This is a genomic window from Xanthomonas cucurbitae, assembly GCF_002939885.1.
GTDB lineage: Bacteria > Pseudomonadota > Gammaproteobacteria > Xanthomonadales > Xanthomonadaceae > Xanthomonas > Xanthomonas cucurbitae.
In genome coordinates, this window is record NZ_MDED01000029.1 from 34,903 (window position 1) to 54,214 (window position 19,312).

Consider the following 19,312-nt stretch of genomic DNA (forward strand, 5'->3'; position numbering starts at 1 on the left):
TTTGCAACCGAAGCACTTTAAACAACAGCTGGCGACACCTTGTCGTCCGCCTTGGGCGGGTGAGGACGTCCTGGCCCACAGCACTGTCGGTCACGCTTGCAACTTTTACCAATCGGTTGGCCTGCGCAAAGCCCTGCCGCGATCTGCCAGAATCGGCCGTCTTGTTTCCGGATGCCGACTACCGATGACTGCCGCCGCGTCGCTTGCTACGCCCACCAATTCGCCTGCGCGCGTGCTGTTTGCCAGCCTGATCGGCACCACCATCGAATTCTTCGATTTCTATATCTACGCCACTGCGGCGGTACTGGTGTTTCCCGCGCTGTTCTTTCCGGCCGGCGATGGCAGCGCGGCGATGCTGCAGTCGCTGGCCACCTTTGCGGTGGCCTTCATCGCGCGGCCGGTGGGCTCGGCGGTGTTCGGCCACTTTGGCGATCGCATTGGCCGCAAGGCGACGCTGGTGGCGGCGTTGCTGACGATGGGCCTGTCCACGGTGGCGATCGGCCTGTTGCCCGGTTATGCGCAGATCGGCGTGCTGGCGCCGGCGCTACTGGCGGTGTGTCGCTTTGGTCAGGGGTTGGGCCTGGGCGGCGAATGGGGCGGGGCGGTGTTGCTGGCCACCGAAAACGCCCCGCCTGGCAAACGGGTGTGGTACGGCATGTTTCCGCAGCTGGGCGCGCCGCTGGGCTTTTTGCTGTCCACCGGCACCTTCCTGGGCATGGGGGCATTGCTGGACGATGCCGATTTCCTGGCCTGGGGCTGGCGGGTGCCATTCCTGGCCAGCGCGCTGCTGGTCGCCATCGGGTTGTGGGTGCGCCTGAGCATCACCGAGACCCCGGATTTCCAGAAGACCCTGGATCGCAAGACACGCGTGCGCCTGCCGCTGGGCACGGTGATCTCGCAGCATTGGCCGGCGTTGATCGTGGGCACCCTGGGCGCGTTCGCCACCTTCGTGCTGTTTTATCTGATGACCGTCTTTGCGCTGGGCTATGGCACCAAGACCCTGGGCTACGCCAAGGAACAATTCCTGCTGCTGCAGATGGCCGGCATCGTGTTCTTTGCGCTGGGCATCCCGCTGTCGGCGAAGTTCGGCGACCGCCATGGGGCGCCGCTGGCGATGCTGCTGGCCAGCATCGCCATCATTGCGTTCGGGATGGCGTTTGCGCCGTTGTTTCAGGCCGGCCATCCACTGCAGGTGCTTGGCTTCCTGTCGCTGGGATTCTTCTTCATGGGGCTGACCTATGGGCCCTGCGGCACCTTGCTGGCGGAGTTGTATCCCACCGAGGTGCGCTACACCGGCGCATCCTTGTCGTTCAATCTGGCCAGCATCCTGGGCGCGGCACCGGCGCCGTACGTCGCCACGCAACTGGCCGCGCGCTACGGCGTGCAGGCGGTGGGCTACTATCTGGGTGCCACTGCGGTGCTGAGCCTGCTGGCGTTGATGGTCGCGCGGCGACCGCGCCGGCAGACGATTGGCGGCAAGCATTCCAGCTAGCTGGGCGCCAGGCGCGCCGAGGTGTCTCCGGTAACGCTTCGTCGCGCTCGGGTGCGTTCCGACGGGGCATCGTCGTTGCCTGACACCTTGTGCAGGTAAGTGCGGGCGTGGCTATATCCGGACCCGGCTTCTTGCATCAGACGCGGCGTGTGCTGCCACGCCATGCAGCGCGGCGTCCTGGCAATCAGCTCGCCAAGCGCACCTGGTTGCGGCCGCCGGCCTTGGCCAGGTACAGGTACTTGTCGGCTTCGCCCAGCAGATGATGCAGGGATTGTCCGTCCTTGCTGGCAATGCACACGCCGATACTCACGGTCATGCTCAGCGTGTCATCGCCGACGCGTACCCGCAACGCGCTGATGCGCTCGCGCAGGGTCTCGAAATAACTCGTGGCGTTGGCCGCATCCAGCCCCGGTACCAGCAGGCAGAACTCTTCTCCGCCGAAGCGTGCCACCAGGTCCTGCGGGCGCGCATGCCCGGACACCGAGGCGGCCACCGCACGCAGGGCCTGGTCGCCGGCTTCGTGGCCCCAGGTGTCGTTGATGTGCTTGAAGTGGTCGATATCGACCATCGCCGCAGTCACCGTCTGGTCCTGCGACAGCAGCTTGGGGATCACCCGCTGGCTCTGCTCCAGGAAGTAGCGCCGGTTCGGCAGGCCGGTGAGGAAGTCGCGCGTGGCCAGGTCCTGCAGCGTGCCGATCAGTTCCAGCTGGTCCACGTTCTGCGAGACGCGGCAGAAGAATTCTTCGCGGGAAAATGGCTTGCGCAGGAAGTCGTTTGCGCCGTTCTTCAGGAAACGCGGGATCAGCGACGAATCGCTGTTGCCGGAGATGCCGATCACCGCCACCTTGTCGCGCGAGCGGATGGCACGCAGCCGGCGGGTGAATTCCACGCCTTCCATGCCGGGCATTTCCTGGTCGACGATGGTCAGGCGGATGCCGGCGTCGCGTTCGATCGCTTCCAGCCCCGCCGCCCCGTCGGCAGCCAGCACCACGCGGTAGCCGTACATCGACAACAGTGCCGCTGCGTAGGTGCGCGCAGACAACGAATCGTCCACCACCAGCGCACCGATGCGGCGATTGCGTTCCAGGCGCTGCACCAGCCAGGCCAGATATTCGATGCTGCCCGGCGCGTTCTTGAGTACGTAGTCGATGATCTGCTGCTGCAGCACGCGCTGGCGCAGATCCTCGTCGTAGACGCCGCTGACCACCACGGTGGGCAGGTTGCGCGACAGGAAGAACTCCACCACCTTGTCGCGGTCACCATCCACCAGCACCAGCCCGGTCAGGACCAGAAACCAGCCATCTTCCTCATCGAGCACGCGTGCCGCTTCGGCCAGGGTCGACACGACCGTGACCGGCAGTTCCACGCGCTGCTCGATGGCTTCGCGCAGCATGCTGGTGAACGTGCGCGAATTCTCCACCAGCAGTACGCGCTGCGGCAGGACTGCGCTTTCACTATTGCGATTTAAGGTACCTGGAGACATCGGCTGGCCGTGTGGATCGAACCGTCAGACCAACTAACGGCCCGGGCCGCGAAAACTTGAGCGCGGTAGCGAACGCGGCGGCACGGACGGTACGCGGCATGTGCTGGCAGGCCGCCTGCTGCGCCAGTAGCCCACGGGGCGACCCCAGCGATGGCTGAGCAGGCTCATCACACAATCTGTACCGATGGGTTCAAATGATTGTATGGTTTCCGGCGCGTTCGCCAATGCCGCTGTTGCGGCGAGCCCTTGCGCACCCCGCCCACGACACACAGGACGCTTCTCTTGAGCAACCCAGTCCCCCCGTCCAACGATGGCCGCGATGCGCCTGCCGATGCCCAGGGCGCTGAGGCCCAGCCGCCGCCAAAGCCGTCGCCGCTGAAGAATCCCAAGGTCAGGTGGACCCTGATCCTGGTGGGCGTGCTGGTCGTGGTGCTGCTGGTGATCTGGCTGGCCTATTACCTCATCAAGGGCCGCTACCTGCAGGACACCAACAACGCCTATCTGCAGGCCGACTCGGTGGCGGTGGCGCCGCGCGTCAGCGGCTATGTGACCAAGGTACTGGTGGGCGACAACCAGATCGTGGACGTCGGCCAGCCGCTGCTGCAGATCGACGATCGCACCTACCAGGCCACGCTGCAGCAGGCCGAAGCGGCCATTGCCGCACGCCAGGCCGATATCGTGGCCGCCACTGCCAATGTCGCCGGCCAGGAAGCGGCGCTGGTGCAGGCGCGTACCCAGGTGACCTCGGCCGCCGCCAGCCTCACCTTCGCCCAGGCCGAAGTGAAGCGCTTCGCGCCATTGGCGGCCTCCGGCGCGGACACCCACGAGCACCAGGAAAGCCTGCAGCACGACCTGGCGCGCGCCCGCGCCCAGTACGACGCCGCGCGGGCGCAGGCTACCGGGGCGCAAAGCCAGATCCAGGCCAGTAGGGCGCAGCTGGAACAGGCCCAGGCCGGCCTGAAGCAGGCCACCGCCGATGCCGACCAGGCACGCGTAGCGGTGGAAGACACCGGCCTGATCAGCCGTATCCACGGCCGGGTGGGCGACAAGACCGTGCAGGAAGGGCAATTCCTGGCTGCGGGCACCCGCACCATGACCATCGTGCCGCAGCAATCGCTGTACCTGGTCGCCAATTTCAAGGAAACCCAGGTCGGCCTGATGCGCCCCGGCCAGCCGGCCGAAATTGAAGTGGACGCGCTGTCGGGCGTGAAGCTGCATGGCAAGGTCGAGAGCCTGTCGCCGGGCACCGGCTCGCAGTTCGCGCTGTTGCCGCCGGAAAATGCCACCGGCAACTTCACCAAGGTGGTGCAGCGCATACCGGTGCGCATCCGCGTGCTGGCCGGCACCGAGGCGCGCAAGGTGCTGGTACCGGGCATGTCGGTGGAAGTGACCGTGGATACCCGTTCGGCCAAGGACGCCAAGCAGCGCGCCGAAGCAGAATCGGACCGCGTGCAGGAGCAGGAGCGCGCGCGATGAGCGCAGCGGCCGTCACCGGCCAGGGGGCCGGCGGCAGCGCAGGCCGCGAGAAGGCCAGCCCCGGCGCGTGGCTGGCAGTGCTGGCCGGCACCATCGGCTCGTTCATGGCCACGCTGGACATCTCCATCGTCAACGCGGCCCTGCCGACCATCCAGGGCGAGGTGGGCGCCAGCGGCACCGAAGGCACCTGGATCTCCACCGCCTACCTGGTGGCCGAGATCATCATGATCCCGCTCACCGGCTGGTTCGTACGCACGCTGGGCCTGCGCAATTTCCTGCTGATCTGCGCGGTGATGTTCACCGCGTTTTCAGTGGTGTGCGGGCTGTCGACCTCGCTGACCATGATGATCGTCGGGCGGGTGGGGCAGGGCCTGGCGGGCGGCGCGCTGATTCCCACCGCGCTGACCATCGTGGCCACCCGGCTGCCGCCCAGCCAGCAGACCATGGGCACTGCGCTGTTCGGCATGACCGTCATCATGGGGCCGGTGATCGGCCCGCTGCTGGGTGGCTGGCTCACCGAAAACGTCAGCTGGCACTACGCCTTCTTCATCAACGTGCCGATCTGCGTGGGCCTGGTGGCGTTGCTGCTGCTGGGGCTGGAGCATGAGAAAGGCAATTGGGCCGGCCTGCTCGATGCCGACTGGCTGGGCATCTACGGTCTCACTGCGGGTCTGGGCGGGCTCACCGTGGTGCTGGAAGAAGGCCAGCGCGAACGCTGGTTCGAATCCAGCGAGATCAACACGCTGAGCCTGATCGCGCTGAGCGGCTTCATTGCGTTGATCGTTGGCCAGTTCCGCAAGCGCGCCCCGGTGATCCACCTGTCGCTGCTGCTGCATCGCAGCTTCGGTGCGGTGTTCATCATGATCATGGCGGTGGGCATGATCCTGTTCGGCGTGATGTACATGATTCCGCAGTTCCTGGCGGTGATCTCCGGCTACAACACCGAGCAGGCCGGCTATGTGCTGCTGCTGTCCGGGCTGCCGACCGTGTTGCTGATGCCGATGATGCCCAAGCTGCTGGACGTGGTGGACGTGCGCATCCTGGTGATCGCCGGCCTGCTGTGCTTTGCCGCCGCCTGCTTCGTCAACCTGTCGCTGACCGCCGATACGGTGGGCATGCATTTCGTCGCCGGGCAGCTGCTGCAGGGCTGCGGGCTGGCACTGGCGATGATGTCGCTCAACCAGGCGGCCATTTCCTCGGTGCCGCCGGAGCTGGCCGGCGATGCCTCTGGCCTGTTCAATGCCGGCCGCAACCTGGGCGGGTCGGTCGGCCTGGCGCTGATCTCCACCTTCCAGGAGCGGCGGATGGGTTTCCACACCGAAACCATCGGCAGCTCGATCACCGCCAACGCGCCGCGTGCGCAGGAGGCGCTGGCCGGCCTGAGTGCGCAGATGCACGGCAGCGCGGGGGGCGAGGCGGCGATTGCGGCCATTGCGCAGTTCGCGCGGGTGGTGCAACAGCAGGCGCTGGTGATGACCTACAGCGACCTGTTCTGGATCTTCGGCATGATCGTGGTGTGCACGATCCCGCTGGCCTTTTTGCTCAAGCCGTTACCCAAGGGGACGCACCTTGCGATGCATTGATTCCATGCGCCTGTTCCGCATGCCGCTGGCCGCGGCGTTGAGCGCCGTCGTACTCGGTGGCTGCATGCTTGGCCCCAACTACACCAAGCCACCGTCGGTGGCCGATGCGGCGATACAGGCCCCGGCACTGCATCGTGCCAGCGGCGCGGAGGTGGTGGCCGCCGCACCGGTGAACCACTGGTGGGAAGAACTGCATGACCCCACCTTGACCCGGCTGGTGACCCAGGCGCTGGCCGACAGCCCCACGCTGCGCGCCGCGCAGGCCCGCCTGCGCGCCAACCGCGCGCTGGCCCGCCAGCGCCGCGCCGAGCGTCTGCCCAAGCTCAATGCCAGTGCGGTGTATGCGTATGCCGAGCCGCCGCAGACCATCGTGGACACCCTGGGCGGGCTGCAGAACGGCCAGCAGGGGCAGCCGCCGGCGCAAGGCAGCCAGGCGCTGGATCTGGAGAAGACCGAGATCTACAGCGCTGGCTTCGACGCCAGCTGGGAGCTGGATTTTTTCGGTCGTCGTCGTCGTGCCGCCGAAGGCGCACTGGCCCAGGCGCAGGCCTCCGAAGCCGAACTGGCCGACGCGCAGGTGCAGCTGGCCGCCGAAGTCGGGCAGGTGTATCTCAATTACCGTGGGTTGCAGGCGCGTTTGGCAATTGCCGATGCCAACCTGGACAAGATCCGCCAATCACTGCAGCTGGTGCAGCAACGCCGCACACAGGGCGCTGCCTCGGACCTGCAGGTCGAACAGATCGCCACCCAGGTGCAACAGCAGCAGGCGCAACGCCTGCCGCTGGAGATGCAGGCGCAGGAAGCGCAGGACCAGCTGGCGCTGATGGTCGGGCGCGAGCCCGGCGCGCTGGACGCCCAGTTGAGGACGACCCAGCCGCTGCCGATGTTGCCCACCCAGGTGCGCGTGGACGATGCCGGCGCGCTGATCCGCCGTCGCCCGGACGTGCGCAAGGCCGAGCGCGCGCTGGCTGCCTCCAGCGCACAGATCGGCGAGGCGCTGAACGGCTATTTCCCGCAGGTGACCCTGCTGGGCGGGCTGAGCTGGGTGGCCGGCTCACCCAGCGATTTCAATTCCGATGCGTTGACTACCCTGGCGGTGCCGATGCTGCGCTGGTCGATCTTCGATTTCGGCAAGACCCGTGCGCAGGTGGACCAGGCGCGTGCCGGCAACGCCGGCCGTGAGGCGGCCTACGAGGCGGCGGTGCTGGGTGCCTTGCAGGATGCCAATGCGGCGCTGTCGCGTTTCGGCTCGGCGCGCAAACAGCTGGTGGTGGCGCGCCAGGCAGAAGCCTCGGCCACGCGCTCGGCCGGGCTGATGCAGCAACGCCGCGATGCCGGCGCCACCTCATCCATCGACCTGCTGGATGTGCAGCGCCAGCAACTCATCGCGCAGGACGCTGCCACGCAGGCACAGGTGCAACTCCTGGTGAACTATGTGGCCTTGCAGAAGAGCCTGGGGTTGGGCTGGAGCGAGGCGCAGCAGGAGACGCGTTGAGGCCGTGCCTGCGGATCGACGGTCGCTTCACGCGAGGCTGGCAGCCTGGATCTGGCGGCAGCGGGACTGGCTGGCGACGATGCGTTGCAGACAGTCCGCGAACCGCCAGCCGGTGTGACAAGCGGCCGTGCCGATGGGTTTTCGCCAGTGCCGCAGGTGTCCGGCACTGCGTCGCAGTGCGATGGACACAGCGTTACATCGATTTCAGGCGTCTGTGACGCAACGGCAACTCGTGCGGGTCTAGCATTGGCCGCCTTGTCATTGGAGAACGTCATGTCCTACGACACCGTCAACCCGGCCAATGGCCAGGTCGAGCACACCCAGCACACCCTGGACAGCGCCGGTATCGAGAAGCGTCTGGCAGCCTCGGCAAAAGCATTTCCAGCCTGGGCGGCCTTGCCCCTAGCCGAGCGCGGCGCGCTGCTGCGCCGTGTGGGCCAAGAGCTGACCCGCCGGCGCGAGGACCTGCAGCACATCATGACCGCAGAGATGGGCAAGCTCCGCGCCGAAGCACTGGCCGAAGTGGACAAGTGCGCGCAGGCCTGCGCGTACTACGCCGAGCATGCGGCCGATTACCTGGCACCGCGCCAGATTCCCACCGAGGCGCAATCGAGCTACGTGCGCTACGAACCGCTGGGCTGCGTGTTCGCGGTGATGCCATGGAATTTTCCGTTGTGGCAGGCGTTCCGCTTCCTGGCGCCTGGTTTGATGGCTGGCAACGTGTCGCTGCTCAAACATGCCAGCAACGTGCCGCGCTGCGCCGATGCCATGAAGGCGGTACTGGATGCCGCCGGTATTCCGCCAGGCGTGTTCGACGTGTTGCATATCGACAACGACCAGGCCGCGGATGTGCTGCGCGACGACCGCATTGCCGCAGTGACCTTGACCGGCAGCGAACGCGCCGGGCGCTCGCTTGCTGCCAATGCCGGCGATCAACTGAAGAAGTGCGTGATGGAACTGGGTGGCAGCGATGCCTTCATCGTGCTGGACGATGCGCAGTTGGAGCACACCGTGGAATCGGCGGTGCAGTCGCGCTTCGACAACAGCGGGCAGACCTGCATCGCGGCCAAGCGCTTCATCGTGGTGGAGGCCATTGCCGGGCGTTTCATCGAACGCTTCGTTGCTGCCGCCTCCAAGCGCGTGGTCGGCGATCCACAGCAGGAAAGCACCACGCTGGCACCGATGGCACGTGCCGACCTGCGCGATGAATTGCACAAACAGGTGCAGGCCAGCGTGGCGAAGGGCGCCAAGGTGCTGCTGGGCGGCGAACCGGTGCCCGGCTCCCACGCCGGCTACCCGGCGACCATCCTCGACCACGTCGCGCCGGGCATGCCGGCCTATCACGAAGAATTCTTCGGACCGGTGGCCTCTATCATTCGCGTCGCCGATGAGGCCGAGGCCGTGCGCGTGGCCAACGACACCAGCTTCGGCCTGGGCGGCAGCGTCTGGACTGCCGATGCCAAGCGCGGCGAACGCGTCGCTCAGCAGCTGCAGTGCGGCGCCGCCTTCGTCAACTCGGTGGTCAAGAGCGACGTGCGGCTACCGTTCGGTGGCATCAAGCGCTCAGGCTTCGGCCGCGAACTGGCCGATCACGGCATCCATGAGTTCATGAACATCAAGACGATCTATGTGGCTTGACGGCTGGGAATCGGGAATCGGGAATGGGGAATCGGTAGAGCGGCTCACTGAGGCATTGGAGCAAATGAACGTTGCTAATCCCCTACCTCCATCAGAAAGAGGGAAATCGCTTCTACGATTCCCCATTCCCCATTCCCCATTCCCCATTCCCCATTCCCCATTCCCCATTCCCCATTCCCAGGCCGCAACGCGGCCATCACAGCCACCGCGCGCGCTTGAACAGGCGATACAGCACCAGGCAGGAGGCGACGATGCCGCCCACCAGCAGGGGGTAGGCGTAGGGTTTGTCGAGTTCGGGCATGTGGGTGAAGTTCATGCCATACCAACTGGTGATGAGCGTGGGGGCGGCCAGCAGTGCGGCCCAGGCGCCCAGACGCTTGACCGTCTCGCCTTGCGCCATCGTTACCATCGACAGGTTGACGCTGAGTGCGGTGCCCAGCATCTCGCGCAAGGTGTCGATGGCGTCGTTGATGCGCACCGCATGATCGAGTACGTCGCGCAGATAGATGCCCACTTCTGCGTGGATCAATGAGCCAGGGTTGCGCTTGAGGTGCGAGAGCACGTCCTGCAACGGCGCCACCACCAGACGCATCTTGTTGAGTTCGCGCTTGAGCTCATACAGCCGCACCACCGTTTCGCGCTTGTAGTCGTCGGCAAAGATGTCCTTTTCCAGGCGCTCCAGCGTGTCGCGGAACTCGTCCATGATCGGCAGATAGTTGTCGACCACGAAATCCAGCACGCCATATAGGCAGAACGAGGCACCCATGCGGAGCATGGCCGGCTCGCGCTCGACCCGATGCCGCACCGGCGTGTACGACAGCGATGCGCCGTGGCGCACGGTCAGCAGAAACCGCTCGCCCAGGAATGCATGCGTTTCGCCGTAACGGATACGCTCGTTGACCAGTTGTGCGGTATTGACCACCACGAACAGCGAGTTGCCGTAACTCTCGGCCTTGGGCCGCTGATGCGCCTTGAGCGCGTCTTCGATGGCCAGGTCATGCAGGCCGAATTCGTCCCGCAGCTTGTGCAGCACCGACTCCTGCGGCTCGTACAGTCCCACCCAGACAAAGCCATCCGGGCGCTCCAGCACGTCGCTGATCTGCTCCAGGCCGATGTCGTGGCGTTTGCCATCGCCATCGTAATAGGCACAGGTGATGACGCAGGACGGATTGTCTGGATGGCGGCCGTGGCTGTTCATGGGCACATCGTCGGGTCAACGTCGAGGAAGCGACACGTCGCGCGGCTGCAGGGCGATCGCAAGCGCGGCGTGGATCGGCAACAGCAGCATCACCCACTGCAGGTTGTCCTGCGCCTGGAACGAGAGCCAGTGGATCACCAGTGCCAGCAGCGCCGCGGCCGCCACCAGCCAGGACAGCCCATTGAACCAGAGGCCCGGCCGATGGCCGAGCTGTAGCCGGATGCCACCAAACCACAGCAGCACGCACAGCGGATTGACCAGCAACAGGTTGCGGTTGGCCCACGCGGACTGATGCGCGGTGAAGCCCCACAGATACACCAGCAGGCCGCCGCCGATGGCGCACAGCAGCCAGAACGGCAGTGCCAGCCCGGCCAGCAGGCGTTGCCGGCGACGCAGCGCCAGCACGCCGGCGGCCACCAGCGCGCCGGCCAGCAGCCACGGCCACCACTGCCGCTGCTGTTCGGCAGGCTCGGGCGCGACGCGGTGCGGCAACAACACTTGCGTGGATTGCACCAACGGCCGGCCGGTGCTGGTGTGCACCTGGGTCAGGCTGTCGGCCAGTCGCATCGGCACGAAGCCTTCTTCCCAGCGCGACAGCGGGCGATCGGCGTACGGACCCAGGCCCAGGTCGAAGCCCAGCCACATCCACGGGGCAGGGGAGGCCAGGCGTATCGCCTCGCTGCGGTAGGTATTGCCGCGCGAGCGACCGGCCAGTTGCGACTTCAGCGTGCCGCCCATGGCACGATCGAGCGTATCGCGCACCATCGTGGCGCAGTTGGCTTCGAAATAATCGTAGTGATAGCGCGCGTTTTCCGGGCGGCTGCGCACCGCCAGCCCGTCGGCGAGTGCGCGTGCCTGCTCGGGCGGCAGATCCAGCCACTGCACGCTGACGCCACGGCCGGCGTTGCGGTATTGCGACAGGTCTTCTTCCAGTGGCAGCGCCACCAGGTAATACATCATTTCGCCACGCGCGAAGCGCGGCACGAAGTCCGGCTCGCTGGGGTCGAAGAACCCGAAGTTGTACGAGGTGGCCTGCCCGCTGACTGGGTCCACCACCACGATGGCGTCATGCCCGAAGCGCTCGAAGAACACTTCGCCCGGTTGCATGGTCAGCACGCCGACGCGTGGCGCCGGGGCGACCGCCGAAGCAATGCCCTGGGCAGCCTTGCCCTGGACCGCCTGGACCGCCTGGACCGCCTGGGCCACGGCAAGCGGCGCGGCCAGCAGCGTCAGCAGCAGCAGCGCCCAACAGGCGAGCCACCGCCGTGCGCCGCCGCGCTGCGGCGCCGTGCAGGCACTGCGGGCGAGCTGGTTCAAGCGTCGTCCTGCGGGTCGGGCGGCAAGATGGTGACGTGGAAGGCATGCACGCGGCGCGCGTCGGCCTTGGCCACGCGGAATGCGAAGCGTCCCAGTGTCAGCTCTTCGCCGGTTTCCGGCAGATGGCCGATCGCATCGGTGACCAAACCACCGACGGTGTCGTACTCGTCGTCGGGGAACTCGGCGCCGAAGCGCTCGTTGAAGTCCTCGATCGGCGTCAGCGCATCGACCACGTAGCGGCCATCGGCCTGGATGGCGATCAGCGAATTCTCTTCTTCGGCGTCGTCGTGTTCGTCGTCGATCTGGCCGACGATCTGCTCCAGCACGTCCTCGATGGTGACCAGGCCGGCGACCCCGCCGTACTCGTCCACCACGATCGCCATGTGGTTGCGCGACAGGCGGAATTCCTTGAGCAGCACGTTGAGCTTCTTGGACTCTGGGATCAGCACCGCCGGGCGCAGCAGCTCGCGGATGTTGCCAGGCCCGTTGTCGGCGACCACGCCGCGCAGCAGGTCCTTGGCCAGCAGGATGCCGAGCACTTCGTCCTTGTTCTCGCCATGCACCGGGAAGCGCGAATGGCCGGATTCGACCACCTGCTTCATCAGGTCGATGAAGCGCGCCTCCACCGGCAGGGAGACCATCTGCGAGCGCGAAATCATCACATCGCCCACGGTGAGCTCGGCGACGGCGATGGCACCTTCCATCATGCGCAAGGTGTCGGCGGCGATGAGGCCGTCCTGTTCGGCGGTCCGCAGCAGCGCGATCAGTTCGTCGCGGGTGTGGGGTTCGCCAGAGAAGGCCGCGCTGAGGCGTTCGAGCCAGCTGCGGCGTTTTTCGGGGGGGTCTGCGCTGTAGCTACTGTCGTCTTCTGACATCATGACGGGGGACGGCACCCGGAAAACCAGGCATGGACCAGCAGTCTAGCAGGAAGCCGGCCACACGCTGTGGATGCGTTGCCAGGCCCGGGTCAGGGCAGGTCCAGGCTGTAGCCGCAGCCCACCACGGTCTTGCCCGGATGCGATTTGACGTTGGTCACGCTGAGTACCACCGATTCGATCATCGCCTCGCCGGTCTTGGGGTTGATGGTGTCTTCGCTGACCAGCTCGCGCCCGTACATGACCTTGTCGGCGTTATCCACGCCCAGCTCCAGGTCCAACTGCTTGGCCAGCGGGCGCGGATCGGGCAGGTCCAGGATCGCCATGATGCTGGCGCCGGAAAAGGCGATGTGGTGGGTGCTGTGGCCGAACACCTTGATGGGCGTGTTGAGGGTGTATTCGGTCATGAACAGGTTGGACTGGTCCAGCGGCGTCCAGCCCAGCGCCACCGCCTTGAGCGGGTCGGCCAGCACCGGCGCCAAGGCGTTGAAGTCGCCGATGCGCTGGCGGCATTCGATCAGTGCCGGCAGATCGGGCCGTACCGGCGCGCCCTGCGCCAATGCCGCTGCCGGACTCAGCAGCAGGCAGCTCATTGCCATCAACGCGCGCATCAACGCTCCCCCGCGTAGGGGTCTTCGATTCCCAGGTCGGCCAGGATCTCGCGTTCCAGTTGCTCCATCGCATCGGCCTCCTTGTCGTCTTCGTGGTCCCAGCCCAGCAGATGCAAGGTGCCGTGCACGGTGAGGTGCGCATAGTGCGCGGCCAGCGACTTGCCCTGTTCGGCCGCCTCGCGCGCCACCACCGGCGCGCAGATCACCAGGTCGCCCAGCAGCGGCATCTTGATGCCCTTGGGCAGGCCCTCCGGCAGTTCGGCCGGGAAGCTCAGCACGTTGGTGGCGTAATCCTTGCCGCGGTAGTGGTGGTTGAGCGCGCAGCCTTCCTTCTCATCGACCACGCGCACCGCCAGGTCGGCCTCGCGGATGCGTCCCTTCAAGGCAGCGGCCACCCACTTGCGAAAGCTCACCGACGACGGCAGGCCGGCGCGCGGCAACGCATAACTGACGGCAACGTCGAGACGGACAGGTCCACGGGTCATGGCGACAATTCCTGGGCAAAGGGGCATCTGATCCATGCCGGTCACCTGCCGCATCGCTGTGCGCAGTGGACCGCGTGTAGCTGCCATTTCGGCCGGCCGGCATCTGGCAATTGTAAGCGGTGTCGAGGTGGCCCTGGCGGAGGCTGCGCCCAAATTCACGACGTGACAGCCTGCGCACGGGTGGGGGGGGCGTTTGCCCGTTTGCCCTGCGCGCTACGCGGCGTCTGCCTGCACGTTGGAGGGTTTGTAGCGGGCGTGCCTGTGTCGCGCCTGCTTGCCACAGGGTGCCTACACGGTGAGTTGCGGCCCGGGCGGCGGGCGTGTCTGATCGGTGGCCTGTTGCTGCGCCTGCTGTTGTGCGTGTTCTTGCGCCAACCGTTGGTTGATGACCTCCAGCTGCTGGTGAGATTGCTCGACAGGGGTCTGTATGGCCTGCAGTGTCGGCATGGACGTGCGGACCATGGCGTGATCTGTCGGCGAGCCTTGTACAAGGAAGACATTCTGCACTGCATCGGGGTTGGCGCTTGGGGTGCCCAGCAGCACATGGTCAACCCGCGCCAGCTCTTGTTTCTTGGCGAGCACCAGCAAGCTGGCGGTCATGCGCTCGCTGGTGGCATCGAAGCTGCGGCCGGCCTGCTGGTCCAGCTCGGCGACCTTGCCTTTGATCTGTTGATGCAAGGCGTGGTCGGGGTGATCGGCATCGGCAGGTGAGCGTGGCGCAGGTGTCTCACGGGGCAACGCGCGCTCGTGATGTCGTTCTGCCGGAGTCATCCATTTGCCGATCTCCGGGGTGCCGGTGAGCGTGCCGGTGGCAGGGTCGCGCGCGAGATTGACTTTGGCCCAGTTTGCTTCGATATCGACTTTGCCGGTGGTGATATCCCGCGCTTCAGCAAGAACTCTTGCGGCAGTTGATTGTGCCTGCTCTTCCCACGTATTTTGGGGCGCCCATTGGCCCTGTTTAGCTATCGCTCTATTGAGCCGACTGACCACAAACTGCTCCGGATCACCGCCCTGACTACGTGCAATCCCCTGCACGGAGGCCTTCACTTCAAAACTCTCCCAGCGCTGGGTCTGCGGGTTGATGCCGACCACATCGATGCCATGGCCGGAATTGTTCTGGATCGGCACCAGATCCGTATACCCGCGTGCCGCCAGGTCATGCGACACCAGCGCCTCGCCGATCGCGCCAACCTCGTGGTTCTCAAGTTCCGTCAACGCGCGCTTGCCCACATAGGCATCGATGGCCGCATGGAAGGACACCTCGCCATCGAACAGCGTCACATCGCGGCGTGCCAGATGCGCCAGTTCCCTGGGCGACAAGGCGCCGCTTTGCAACAGGCCACCCAGGTTGCCCGACGCATGCAAGCCATCCACCAGCGCGCCCAGCTCGCCCTGGCTGCGTTTGACCCCGGCCAGGCCGTGGAACATCAGGTTGGCGCCATCGGCGGCCAGGCCGCCGCTGACCTGAACGTGGCGCGCGTCCTGGGCCAGTTCGACCAGGTCTGCGGCCAGTGCACCGGCCTGCTTGCGCTCAAGCGTGCCGGCAACGCGTCCTGCAACCGGCGCCAGTTCCTCGCCGGCATGCGCAACCTGGGCAATATGCGCCAGCTTGGTCAGTTTGCTGACAGGCACGAAGGTGGCGATGATTTCCACCGCCGCGGCACCCTTGGCATCGCCCAGGTATTCATGCTCCTTGCCGTCGCGCGTGGCTTGCTCCAGACCGGCTTCCCACTGGTTCCAGGCGCCGATCGCCGCGTTACGCAGGTCGCGCGGGAGCTTGGCCGGGTCGTCGATGGCCTGGGCGGCATACACCGAGGCCGCGCCGATGAGCAGATTGCGGAAATCGCGGTCGGTACTGAACTGGTGCGCAAGCGCGGCCAGTTCCACGGTGTCGCCCAGCATGGCCAGGCCATGCCGCGTGGCGCCTTTCAGCGCGCCATACGCTTCCTGCGACCCTGCAGCCATTTCACTGGCGGCCCGGTCCAGGTAGAGGTTCTGCGGTTGTGTCGGCGCGGTTTGCGCCCAGCGCCGCGCTGCCGCCAGGTTGTCGCTGATCTGCTGGTCGCTCCAGGCCAGCGCCTGCCCCAGCCCCGCCTTGGCCTGGTGCGCGGCAGCGCCAAGCGGCTCTTCCACATAGCGCTCATAGTTGCGCTCGACCCACGACTCATCGAGCTGCGCCGCATCCAGGGCCGCGTCGAACCGCCGTGCATCGGCCGGCGGCAAGCGGCTGGAGATGGCCTCGATCAATTGGCCCACTTGCGCTCTGCCGCGTTCGTCGGCATAGACCGGCGAGGCCATGATGGCATCCACCACGCCTGCGGCATCCATCCCATCCAGTGTCTGGTGGGCGTTGATGAGCCGGTATGCCTGGTAGGCGCCCAGATCCACCTGGCCGGTTGCGTCGGTGGCCTGCGCAAGCGACACCAGGTCGCTGGTCCGTGAGGTGCGGTTCGTCGCGTTCATGTCGGCCTGCTCCTGTCGCGAGTGATTTATCGAAACTGCGGGTAATCCTGCACCAGGCGTGCTTCCACTGCCGCTGCCAACGGATGCGGTGCCACTGGCGGCATGTCCCGGACGAACGCCCAGGGCGTATCGATCAACAGATGATCGGTCTTGAACTCGGGCAGGCCCTGGCGGCGGCGTAGCGCCTGCACGGCCAGTAGCTCGGCGGGAAAGACGCGATCCAGCGTTGCTTCAAACTCATAGATGGTCTGGTCCGTGCCGTCCTTGCTGCGGGTGATGTGGAAGTCGGCCGCTTTCTGCATCACCGCCGCAAACATCGTTTCATCGAGGCTGTGCCAGTGATCCAGCAGTGCCTGATACTCGGGGATGAGTTCAACCGGTGCAACGAAGTCGGTCTGCATGCCAAATGCCTGGGAAAACAGCCCGATCAAGAACGCGTCGCTGCTGCCATGCTTGATGCGGCGCATTTCATGCAGGATGTTGAGGCGCTGGTCTTTTTCGGCCATCTCGATGAAAAGCTGGGCACAGGTTTCTGCGCTCTGCCACCAGGACAACATGGCTGGGCCTGCCGCCGCCATGCCGTCGGTAAATTCGGTCGGCCAATTACCCAGGTCCTGGCGCATGTCGCTGTACATGCCATTCCACCGAAATAGCAGGGCGCGCAGCTGGACGGCGTGTTGAAGTGTGCGGGCGAGTGTGTCTATATCTGAACGAAGAAACGCATCACAGCTGGCTACATCGTAATGCAGTGCCAGTTGGCTAAGAGGTACCCAGGCCTTAGGATTTAATAGCCCAGAGTTATCTAGGTGGCGCTGAACAGCAAGGAGGTGAGCCTCGTACTCATTCTTTGTTTGAGAGTATTCCAGCCACTCTCTACACTCCAATGGCAGCTTTTTTTTCAACGATGGATGAGCTGTGATCTGCATGTGGCGCGTTGGTCCTTGAATGCGAGTTGACGATGCTAGTCAGGATGTTTTCCGTTGGCCACATTACCCATCCGGTGTCGGCTCACTGTGTACCGCTTCGGTCGGCGATGGTCAATTGCCTGCGGATTGCTTAACGAAACTGCGGGTAATCCTGCACCAGGCGTGCTTCCACTGCCGCTGCCAACGGATGCGGTGCCACTGGCGGCATGTCCCGGACGAACGCCCAGGGCGTATCGATCAACAGATGATCGGTCTTGAACTCGGGCAGGTCCTGGCGGCGGCGTAGCGCCTGCACGGCCAGTAGCTCGGCGGGAAAAACCTGATCGAGCGTTGCGTCGAATTCGTATCTGGTGTGATCGGTGTTTTGCTTGCTGCGTGAAATGTGGAAGTCGGCCGCTTTCTGCATCACTGCCGCAAACATTGCTTCATCATGGCTATGCCAGTGATCCNGATATTCGGGGATGAGTTCGACCGGTGCAACGAAGTCGGTCTGCATGCCAAATGCCTGGGAAAACAGCCCGATCAAAAACGCGTCGCTGCTGCCATGCATGATGCGGCGCATTTCATGCAATGTATTGAGCCGCTGGTCTTTCTCGGCCATTTCGATGAACAGCTGGGCGCAGGTTTCGGCACTATCCCACCACGACAGCATGGCGGGACCTGCGGCTCTCATGCTGTCAGCAAACTCGGTCGGCCAGTTGCCGAGATCCTGGCGCATGTCGCTGTACATCCCAGTCCACCGAAATAGCAGTGCACGCAGCTGCACTGCATGTTGAAGCAAGCGGGTCAGCGTTTCCACATCCGAGCGCAGGAATGCATCGCATGTTGCGACCTCGTAATGCAGCGTAAGGCGGCTGAGGTGCAGCCAAGCCTTAGGCTTTAATGGCCCTGAGGCATTCAGAAAACTCTGTAAGTCATTGGAGTAACGATGAATTTTTCCTTTTTCTTTAGCATGTTCCAGCCACTCTCTACATTCCAATGGCAGCTGCTTCTTCAACGATGGATGAGGTGTGATCTGCATGTGGCGTGTTGATCCTTGAATGCGGGTTGACGATGCTTGTCAGGATGTTTTCCGTTGGCCGCATTGCCCATCTGGTGTTGGTCACTTATGTACCGCTTCGGCCTGCCGTGGTCAATTGCCTGCGCATTGCTTAACGAAACTGAGGGTAATCCTGCACCAGGCGTGCTTCCACTACCGCTGCCAACGGATGCGGTGCCGCTGGCGGCATGTCCCGAACGAGCGCCCAGGGCGTATCGATCAACAGATGATCGGTCTTGAACTCGGGCAGGCCCTGGCGGCGGCGTAGTGCCTGCACGGCCAGTAGCTCGGCGGGAAAGACGCGATCCAGCGTTGCTTCAAACTCATAGGTGGTCTGGTCTGTGCCGTCCTTGCTGCGGGTGATGTGGAAGTCGGCCGCTTTCTGCATCACCGCCGCAAACATCGTTTCATCAAAGCTGTGCCAGTGATCCAGCAGCGCCTGATACTCGGGGATGAGCTCGACCGGTGCAACGAAGTCGGTCTGCATGCCAAATGCCTGGGAAAACAGCCCGATCAAGAACGCGTCGCTGCTGCCATGCTTGATGCGGCGCATTTCATGCAAGATGTTGAGGCGCTGGTCCTTCTCGGCCATCTCGATGAACAGCTGGGCGCAGGTTTCGGCACTGTTCCACCACGACAACATGGCTGGGCCTGCCGCCGCCATGCCGTCGGTAAATTCGGTCGGCCAATTGCCCAGGTCCTGGCGCATGTCGCTATACATGCCATTCCACCGAAATAGCAGTGCACGCAGTTGCACTGCATGTTGAAGCGCGCCGGTCAGTGTTTCCACATCCGAGCGCAGGAATGCATCGCAGCTTGCGACGTCGTAATACAGTGCAAGCCACCTGAGAGGTGACCAAGCTTTGGGATTCAGTGGCCCAGTAGCGTCCAAGTGGCCTTGAACAGTAGTCGAAAGTTGATGGTATTCGTTGCGCTGATGATGGCGCTCTAGCCATTCATGGCAGTCTTGAGCGAGCTTTTTTAGTGATGGGTAGGGTGTTATCTGCATATAATGTATCGGTCCTTGGATATAGCGTATCAATGCCTGCCAGGACGCTTTCCTTTGGCGGTATTGCCCATCTGATGTTGGTCACCTGTGTACCGCTTCGGCCTGCCGTGGTCAATTGCCTGCGCATTGCTTAAGGATTGTCTGATCAACGCAGCCAGGAGACGGAAAAAGCCGTCCTGGGTCGCGTAAAACTCGTTCAAACCTTCGATTTTCGCCGTTTTC

Annotated in this window: 15 protein-coding genes; 5 read left to right on the top strand and 10 right to left on the bottom strand. The window is 64.5% G+C overall.

The genetic code is table 11. The features are described from left to right. Window positions 1–184 precede the first annotated feature (184 nt). The gene (locus tag XcuCFBP2542_RS14655; protein ID WP_104604347.1) at window positions 185–1,492 is read left to right on the top strand and encodes an MFS transporter; all 1,308 of its coding nucleotides are present in this window, start codon (window positions 185–187) and stop codon (window positions 1,490–1,492) included. A gap of 184 nt (window positions 1,493–1,676) precedes the next feature. Here XcuCFBP2542_RS14655 and XcuCFBP2542_RS14660 read toward each other — a convergent pair whose 3' ends face one another. Continuing rightward, entirely contained in the window at window positions 1,677–2,975 is a 1,299-nt protein-coding gene (locus XcuCFBP2542_RS14660) for a GGDEF domain-containing response regulator (RefSeq protein WP_104604349.1), read from the bottom strand. A gap of 282 nt (window positions 2,976–3,257) precedes the next feature. Here XcuCFBP2542_RS14660 and XcuCFBP2542_RS14665 point away from each other — a divergent pair, with 282 nt between their 5' ends. The 4 genes from XcuCFBP2542_RS14665 to XcuCFBP2542_RS14680 all read left to right on the top strand — a co-directional run bounded on the left by XcuCFBP2542_RS14665 (window position 3,258) and on the right by XcuCFBP2542_RS14680 (window position 9,167). Further along, window positions 3,258–4,451 (top strand): HlyD family secretion protein, encoded by a 1,194-nt coding sequence (locus tag XcuCFBP2542_RS14665; protein WP_104604351.1) that lies wholly within the window; start codon window positions 3,258–3,260, stop codon window positions 4,449–4,451. Further along, window positions 4,448–6,034 (top strand): MDR family MFS transporter, encoded by a 1,587-nt coding sequence (locus tag XcuCFBP2542_RS14670; RefSeq protein WP_104604353.1) that lies wholly within the window; start codon window positions 4,448–4,450, stop codon window positions 6,032–6,034. Before XcuCFBP2542_RS14665 ends, XcuCFBP2542_RS14670 begins: the two co-directional genes overlap by 4 nt. Window positions 6,035–6,038: 4 nt before the next feature. After that, window positions 6,039–7,529, top strand: coding sequence for an efflux transporter outer membrane subunit (locus tag XcuCFBP2542_RS14675; protein WP_170066999.1), 1,491 nt, complete (start codon window positions 6,039–6,041; stop codon window positions 7,527–7,529). Window positions 7,530–7,802: 273 nt separating this feature from the next. Continuing rightward, window positions 7,803–9,167 carry an NAD-dependent succinate-semialdehyde dehydrogenase gene (locus tag XcuCFBP2542_RS14680; RefSeq protein WP_104604357.1) on the top strand — a complete coding sequence of 455 codons (1,365 nt, stop codon included), beginning with the start codon at window positions 7,803–7,805 and terminating at the stop codon, window positions 9,165–9,167. Between the two features lie 196 nt (window positions 9,168–9,363). Here XcuCFBP2542_RS14680 and XcuCFBP2542_RS14690 read toward each other — a convergent pair whose 3' ends face one another. The 9 genes from XcuCFBP2542_RS14690 to XcuCFBP2542_RS19825 form a co-directional block, all read right to left on the bottom strand. Further along, window positions 9,364–10,365, bottom strand: coding sequence for a magnesium and cobalt transport protein CorA (locus XcuCFBP2542_RS14690; RefSeq protein ID WP_104604361.1), 1,002 nt, complete (start codon window positions 10,363–10,365; stop codon window positions 9,364–9,366). A 15-nt stretch (window positions 10,366–10,380) separates the two neighbouring features. Next, a complete protein-coding gene (locus XcuCFBP2542_RS14695; protein ID WP_104604363.1) occupies window positions 10,381–11,682 on the bottom strand; it encodes a lipoprotein N-acyltransferase Lnb domain-containing protein in 1,302 nt (433 codons plus the stop codon). Further along, window positions 11,679–12,557 (bottom strand): CorC family transporter, encoded by an 879-nt coding sequence (locus tag XcuCFBP2542_RS14700; protein ID WP_104604379.1) that lies wholly within the window; start codon window positions 12,555–12,557, stop codon window positions 11,679–11,681. Before XcuCFBP2542_RS14700 ends, XcuCFBP2542_RS14695 begins: the two co-directional genes overlap by 4 nt. A 92-nt stretch (window positions 12,558–12,649) precedes the next feature. Continuing rightward, complete coding sequence (locus XcuCFBP2542_RS14705) at window positions 12,650–13,168, bottom strand: hypothetical protein (RefSeq protein ID WP_104604365.1); 519 nt, start codon at window positions 13,166–13,168, stop codon at window positions 12,650–12,652. After that, the gene (gene ybeY / locus XcuCFBP2542_RS14710) at window positions 13,168–13,653 is read right to left on the bottom strand and encodes an rRNA maturation RNase YbeY (RefSeq protein WP_104604367.1); all 486 of its coding nucleotides are present in this window, start codon (window positions 13,651–13,653) and stop codon (window positions 13,168–13,170) included. Before ybeY ends, XcuCFBP2542_RS14705 begins: the two co-directional genes overlap by 1 nt. A gap of 288 nt (window positions 13,654–13,941) precedes the next feature. After that, window positions 13,942–16,116, bottom strand: a complete 2,175-nt coding sequence (locus tag XcuCFBP2542_RS14715; RefSeq protein ID WP_104604369.1) for an XVIPCD domain-containing protein — start codon at window positions 16,114–16,116, stop codon at window positions 13,942–13,944. Window positions 16,117–16,142: 26 nt separating this feature from the next. Continuing rightward, the gene (locus XcuCFBP2542_RS14720; protein ID WP_146090338.1) at window positions 16,143–17,042 is read right to left on the bottom strand and encodes a hypothetical protein; all 900 of its coding nucleotides are present in this window, start codon (window positions 17,040–17,042) and stop codon (window positions 16,143–16,145) included. Between the two features lie 1,151 nt (window positions 17,043–18,193). Continuing rightward, window positions 18,194–19,090: a hypothetical protein gene (locus tag XcuCFBP2542_RS14730; RefSeq protein ID WP_146090340.1), complete on the bottom strand. Its 897-nt coding sequence runs from the start codon at window positions 19,088–19,090 to the stop codon at window positions 18,194–18,196. Between the two features lie 29 nt (window positions 19,091–19,119). Next, the coding region (locus XcuCFBP2542_RS19825; RefSeq protein ID WP_211293014.1) for a hypothetical protein at window positions 19,120–19,312 on the bottom strand (193 nt) is incomplete at its 5' end.